5 protein-coding genes are annotated in these 6,083 nt (G+C 60.7%); 2 read left to right on the top strand and 3 right to left on the bottom strand.

All coding sequences use genetic code 11. The annotated features are described in order from the left end of the window. Nucleotides 1-70 precede the first annotated feature (70 nt). From fusA to rpsL, 3 genes are read right to left on the bottom strand one after another with little or no spacing between them, the layout of a single operon-like run. Nucleotides 71-2,146: an elongation factor G gene (gene fusA / locus CHR90_RS03965; RefSeq protein WP_094407680.1), complete on the bottom strand. Its 2,076-nt coding sequence runs from the start codon at nucleotides 2,144-2,146 to the stop codon at nucleotides 71-73. A 33-nt stretch (nucleotides 2,147-2,179) separates the two neighbouring features. Further along, nucleotides 2,180-2,650, bottom strand: a complete 471-nt coding sequence (rpsG, locus tag CHR90_RS03960; protein ID WP_094407679.1) for a 30S ribosomal protein S7 — start codon at nucleotides 2,648-2,650, stop codon at nucleotides 2,180-2,182. A gap of 13 nt (nucleotides 2,651-2,663) precedes the next feature. After that, on the bottom strand, nucleotides 2,664-3,035 hold the full coding sequence (rpsL, locus tag CHR90_RS03955) for a 30S ribosomal protein S12 (protein WP_045776240.1): 372 nt from the start codon (nucleotides 3,033-3,035) through the stop codon (nucleotides 2,664-2,666). Between the two features lie 340 nt (nucleotides 3,036-3,375). Between rpsL and CHR90_RS03950 the strand changes: the two genes are divergently transcribed. Both CHR90_RS03950 and CHR90_RS03945 read left to right on the top strand, forming a co-directional pair. Then, a complete protein-coding gene (locus CHR90_RS03950) occupies nucleotides 3,376-5,088 on the top strand; it encodes a methyl-accepting chemotaxis protein (RefSeq protein ID WP_170941280.1) in 1,713 nt (570 codons plus the stop codon). 21 nt (nucleotides 5,089-5,109) lie between these two features. Continuing rightward, on the top strand, nucleotides 5,110-6,081 hold the full coding sequence (locus CHR90_RS03945; protein ID WP_094407677.1) for a sodium-dependent bicarbonate transport family permease: 972 nt from the start codon (nucleotides 5,110-5,112) through the stop codon (nucleotides 6,079-6,081). Nucleotides 6,082-6,083: the final 2 nt, after the last annotated feature.

Here is a 6,083-nt window from a genome sequence, read left to right as displayed (position 1 = left end):
CAATGTTGCAGTGCGGCTTGTTCCGCTCAAATTTAGCCTTCGCCATGATCGATATCCTTGATCTGCCGGGTTACGCCATCTTGGCGCGGACTTCGTCCGCAACCGCCTGGGGAACCGCTTCGTAATGGTGGAACTGCATAGTGTACTGGGCGCGGCCCTGGCTCATCGAGCGCAGGGTGTTCACGTAACCGAACATGTTCGCCAGCGGGACCATGGCCGAAACGACGCGGGCATTCCCGCGGCTATCCATACCACTGACCTGACCGCGACGGCTGTTCAGATCGCCGATCACGTCGCCCATATAGTCTTCCGGGGTCACCACTTCGACCGACATGATCGGTTCCAGCAGCTTCGGACCGGCCTTCTGGATGCCTTCCTTGAAGGCAGCGCGGGCGGCGATTTCGAAGGCGAGGACCGACGAGTCGACGTCATGGTACGCGCCGTCGATCAGCTGCACCTTGAAGTCGATGACCGGGAAGCCCGCGATGACGCCGGTGTCCATCGAGCCTTCGAGACCCTTGACGACGCCCGGGACATATTCCTTCGGAACCGAACCACCAACGATCTTGTTTTCGAAGGTGAAGCCCTGGCCCGCTTCCTGCGGCTCGAACACCAGCTTAATGCGGGCGTACTGACCCGAACCACCCGACTGCTTCTTGTGGGTGTAGTCGATTTCGGCCTTCTTCGAGATCGTCTCGCGATAGGCAACCTGCGGGGCGCCGATGTTCGCGTCGACCTTGAATTCGCGCTTCATGCGATCGACGATGATTTCGAGATGGAGTTCGCCCATCCCCTTAATGATCGTCTGACCGCTTTCGTGATCGACCGACACGCGGAACGACGGATCTTCCTTCGCGAGGCGCTGCAGCGCTTCCGACATCTTTTCCTGATCGGCCTTCGACTTCGGCTCGACGGCGATTTCGATGACGGGTTCCGGGAATTCCATGCGTTCGAGGACGATCGGCGCATTCGGATCGCAGAGCGTGTCGCCGGTGGTCGTGTCTTTCAGACCGGCCAACGCCACGATGTCGCCCGCGCGGGCTTCCTTAATGTCTTCACGGCTATTGGCGTGCATCTGCAGCATGCGGCCGATGCGTTCGCGCTTATTCTTCACCGTGTTGAGAATGTAGGAACCGCCTTCCATCACGCCCGAGTAGAGGCGGACGAAGGTGAGCGAGCCGACAAACGGATCGTTCATGATCTTGAAGGCGAGACCCGACATCGGCGCTTCGTCCGAGGTCGCACGGGTATCTTCTTCTTCCGAATCGACCTTACGACCGACAACGGCCTTAACGTCGAGCGGCGACGGCAGATAGGTCACAACGGCATCCAGCAGCGGCTGCACGCCCTTGTTCTTGAAGGCCGACCCCAGGAAAACCGGAACGAAGGAAGAGGTGATCACACCCTTGCGAATGCAAGCGTGCAGCTGCTCTTCCGTCGGCTCGGTGCCTTCGAGGTAGGATTCCATCAGAGCGTCGTCCATTTCGACGGCCATTTCGACCAGCTTCGCGCGGTAATCCGCAGCCTGGTCGGCAAGGTCCGCCGGAATGTCGGTGTAGTAGAATTCCGCGCCCAGCGATTCATCCTTCCAGATGACCGCTTGCATCTTGACGAGATCGACCATGCCGACGAAGTCGGATTCAGCGCCAATCGGCAACTGCATGACCATCGGGCGGGTACCCAGACGGTCCACCATCATATCGACGCACCGGAAGAAGTTGGCACCGATACGGTCCATCTTGTTCACGAAGCAGATGCGCGGAACATTGTACTTGTCGGCCTGACGCCAAACGGTTTCCGACTGCGGCTCGACACCAGCGACCGAATCGAACACGGCGCAAGCACCATCGAGCACACGCAGCGAGCGTTCGACTTCGATCGTGAAGTCGACGTGGCCCGGGGTGTCGATGATGTTGATGCGGTGATCCTTCCAGAAACAGGTCGTCGCGGCCGATGTAATCGTAATGCCGCGTTCCTGTTCCTGTTCCATCCAGTCCATCGTCGCGGTGCCTTCGTGCACTTCGCCGATCTTGTAGGACTTACCGGTGTAGTAAAGGACACGCTCGGTCGTGGTCGTCTTACCGGCATCAATGTGAGCCATGATGCCGATATTGCGGTACCGTTCGATCGGAGTGGTGCGAGCCATAAGTCAGATCCTTCGCCTGTCGGGTCGACTGGATTACCAGCGATAGTGCGAGAAGGCCCGGTTGGCTTCCGCCATACGGTGCGTATCTTCGCGCTTCTTCACGGCCGAGCCACGGTTGTTGGCCGCGTCCAGCAGTTCGCCGGACAGACGATCAATCATCGTGGTTTCCGAACGCTTGCGCGCCGAATCGATGATCCAGCGGATTGCGAGCGCCTGGGCGCGGTCCTGACGGACTTCCACCGGCACCTGATAGGTGGCACCGCCGACGCGGCGCGACCGAACTTCCACCAGCGGACGGACATTGCCGAGCGCTTCGTGGAACACCTTCAACCCTTCGGCCTTGGCGCGGTTTTCAGCCTTATCGAGCGCACCGTAAACGATGGCTTCGGCAGCCGACTTCTTGCCATCATACATCAGGCAATTCATGAACTTGGTCAGCACGATGTCACCGAATTTCGCATCCGGCAGAACTTCGCGGCGGACAGCAGCCCTACGACGAGACATACCCCTACCCCTCTTACTTCGGACGCTTCGCGCCGTACTTCGAACGACGCTGGCGACGATCCTTCACGCCCTGCGTATCGAGCGTGCCGCGAATGATGTGATAGCGCACGCCCGGCAAGTCCTTCACACGACCGCCGCGGATCAGCACGACAGAGTGTTCCTGAAGGTTATGGCCTTCGCCCGGGATGTAGCTGGTCACTTCGAACCCGTTGGTCAGGCGCACACGGGCGACCTTACGCAGCGCCGAGTTCGGCTTCTTCGGCGTCGTGGTATACACGCGCGTGCACACGCCACGCTTCTGCGGGCAGGCTTCCAGCGCGGGAACCTTGTTGCGCGTCCGCGGAGCTTGGCGCGGCGCACGGATCAACTGGTTGATGGTTGGCATCAGAGCCCTTCCCTAAGCGATCCCCAAAATCAGCAGAAAAACGCGGCGAGGCGTTACCGCCGTCGGCTCGTTTTCCAGCTTCATCTGATCGGGTCAAGCAAGGCTGTCACCCGGCTTGACACTATGAAACCTTTCCCGATGATCCGACCCGTAACGAACCGACACCTTCGGGAGCGCGCAAAATAGGCAGCACTCCCGCTCGCGTCAAGCAAAAGAGTCATCTACCGCCTTAATTTTATCGCATGGCCGCCGTGTGCGCGTGCGAGATGTCCTTTCCGTTACAGAAGGAAGCGCGTAGGCTGGTTTCCGGGGAATTCCAGAGTACATGAGGGCACTGGGGATGAAATGGTTAGATCGGCGGAGCCTGCTGACTAAGTTGTTAATTGCGCCTGTTCTTGCCACCCTCTTTATGGCGGCAATGGCAGGGGTGTTCTTGTCCTTTGTGAAGGAGGACGAAGCGGCGACCGCAGAAGTCGTTCACGCGGTGAGCGTTAGCCGGGCCTATGCCCAGGCGGGGACAGCGGTGCAGCAGGCGCATGCGGCGCTCTTCCGCCTCGTCTCCTTTAAAATGGCGAATATGCCGGACAGCATGCTGAACCAGATCAGCACCGAATATAGTGACAAGCTGAAGGGCGTTTCCGAGGTCTTTGATAAACTCGCCGCCTTCCAAGGCTTAAGTGCCGATGCCCAGGGGCAGATCGATACCATCCGCAAGGAACAGAAGGCCTATACGGAAATCGCGGAGAGCATCATCCGCACGATCCAGAACAGCGGCCTTGGCCTCGATTCATCGATGGTCGATGCCGAACAGCAGAATGCCTTCGTCGTCTCTCTGCTCGAAACCGCCATTCAAGAGCGCGAGGCGGCGATCAGCAACACGATCACCGCCCTCGAACAGAAGCGCAAGGAAGGGTCGAACCGCTTCCTGGGTCTGCTGGGCGGGGCCGTTGCCGTCGCTATCTTGGTCGCACTCGCCATCGCCCGCCGCACCAGCCGCACGCTCAACCGCATCACCGAAGCGATGCAGGAGATCGCGGACGGCAATCTAGAGACCGAGGTGGTCGGCGCCGACCGCCCGGACGAGGTGGGGGCGATTGCCAAGGCCCTCGCCGTCTTCAAACAACAGGCGATCGATAAAACGGCGCTGGAGCGGGCGCAGGCCGAAAGCAAGCGCCAGAGCCGCCGGGCCTTGCAGGACCGGATGAACCAGCTCGCCACCACGTTCGAAAAATCGGTGATCGGCGTCGTTGATATGGTGATCGATTCGGCGGGCGAGATTTGCCAGATGGCCGAACATACCGCCGAACGCCAAGAAACCGGCTCCACCAGCACGCTGCAAGTCGCGGGCGCGGCGGATGCAACGCTGGAACGCGCGCAGACCGTTTCCGCCGCCGTCGAGCAACTGTCGAAGTCGGTGCAGGAAATCGGCGAGAATATGACCCGCTCCGTCGCCTGCACCCGGCAGGCCGTGACCGATGTTGATAATGCCGCCGATCAGGTCCGCCGCCTGTCAGAAGCTGCGACGGAAATCGGACAGGTGGTTGACCTTATTAATCAGATCGCGGCGCAAACCAATCTGCTGGCCCTCAATGCCACCATCGAGGCCGCGCGCGCGGGCGATGCGGGCAAGGGCTTTGCCGTCGTCGCGGGCGAGGTAAAGAACCTTGCCGCCCAAACCGGACGAGCAACCGAGGATATTGCTCAACGCATCGCCCGCATCCGCGATGAAACCACCGGCGCGGTCGATGGCATGACGCGCATCCGCAAGACAATCGCCGAGGTGAACGAAATCGCCGCCATCGTCGCTGCGGCGGTGGAAGAGCAGGAGGCCACGACCGGCGAAATCACCCGCAACGTCCAGGGCGTCGCGACTGAAATGAGCCGCGTTACGGATGCCATCTCCACCGTTACCTTCGGCACGATCAAATCCTGCTCCGGCGCGATTGAAGTTTTGTGGGCCGCCGAAGGGCTGCTGACCCCGGCGGAACAACTCGGGGCTGACGTGCGCGATTTTATCACTTATATCCGCCAGCAAGACGACGAGGCCGCTTAACCCTGACTGCTGACGGACATTATGATCCTTGATGTTGCCGCAACCAATCTGCTGTCGCCGCTCATCCTATGCTTTGTATTGGGGCTGATCGCCGGGGCGGTGAAATCCGATCTGGAAGTCCCCGCCCCCATCGCCAAAGGGCTATCGCTCTATCTCATGCTGGCCATCGGCCTTAAGGGCGGCTGGAGCTTAGCGGGGAGTGGGGTTGGTTGGGCGGCGGCCCCAGCCCTGTTGGCGGCGGCCGGGCTCAGCCTGCTGCTCCCCCTGCCTGCCTATGCCTTCCTGCGGTTTGGTCTGGGGCAGGATCGGCCAACGGCCGCAGCGGTCGCCGCCCATTACGGGTCGATCAGCATCGTCACCTTCGCGTCGGCCCAAGCCTTCCTGACCCAGCAGGGGATAGGGCACGAGGGCTATATCGTCGCCATGGTGGCGATTATGGAAACCCCCGCCATCGTTACCGGGATTTACCTCGCGCAGCGCGGTACGACCGAAACCAACCGCCATCGGGGCGACCTGATGCGCGAGGTGCTGTTCAACGGGTCGGTCATGCTGCTGATCGGCGGCTTGCTGATCGGCTGGTTAACCGGCGGGCGCGGCGAAGCAGAAGTGAAACCGTTCTTCGTTGATCTCTTTAAGGGTGCCCTTTGCCTCTTTCTGCTCGACATCGGTCTCACGGTCGCCCGCCGGGGTGCCGCCCTGCGACAACTCAAGGCGGGGTTGATCGCTTTCGGCCTGATGATGCCGCCGGTTGCGGCAGCGGCGGGCCTCGGCACAGGGCTATTGCTCGGCCTATCCCTGGGTGGGGTGACGCTGCTGATGCTGCTGTGTGCTTCGGCGTCTTATATCGCCGTTCCCGCCGCGATGCGCCTTGCCGTGCCGAAAGCCGATCCTGCGATTTATATGACCTTATCCTTAGCGGTAACCTTTCCGTTCAATATCACCTTGGGCGTGCCGCTCTATTTTGCCGTCGCCCGCTGGGCCTTGGGGGCTTGAGC

The sequence above is a fragment of the Elstera cyanobacteriorum genome (assembly GCF_002251735.1).
GTDB lineage: Bacteria > Pseudomonadota > Alphaproteobacteria > Elsterales > Elsteraceae > Elstera > Elstera cyanobacteriorum.
This window is presented reverse-complemented; position numbering and strand designations above follow the sequence as displayed.

What these genes read in the sequence shown, in the direction of transcription:
- CHR90_RS03945 (WP_094407677.1), top strand. Translation starts at nt 5,110, where the DNA reads ATGATCCTTGATGTTGCCGCAACCAATCTGCTGTCGCCGCTCATCCTA.
- CHR90_RS03950 (WP_170941280.1), top strand. Translation starts at nt 3,376, where the DNA reads ATGAAATGGTTAGATCGGCGGAGCCTGCTGACTAAGTTGTTAATTGCG.
- rpsL (WP_045776240.1), bottom strand. Translation starts at nt 3,035, where the DNA reads ATGCCAACCATCAACCAGTTGATCCGTGCGCCGCGCCAAGCTCCGCGG.
- fusA (WP_094407680.1), bottom strand. Translation starts at nt 2,146, where the DNA reads ATGGCTCGCACCACTCCGATCGAACGGTACCGCAATATCGGCATCATG.
- rpsG (WP_094407679.1), bottom strand. Translation starts at nt 2,650, where the DNA reads ATGTCTCGTCGTAGGGCTGCTGTCCGCCGCGAAGTTCTGCCGGATGCG.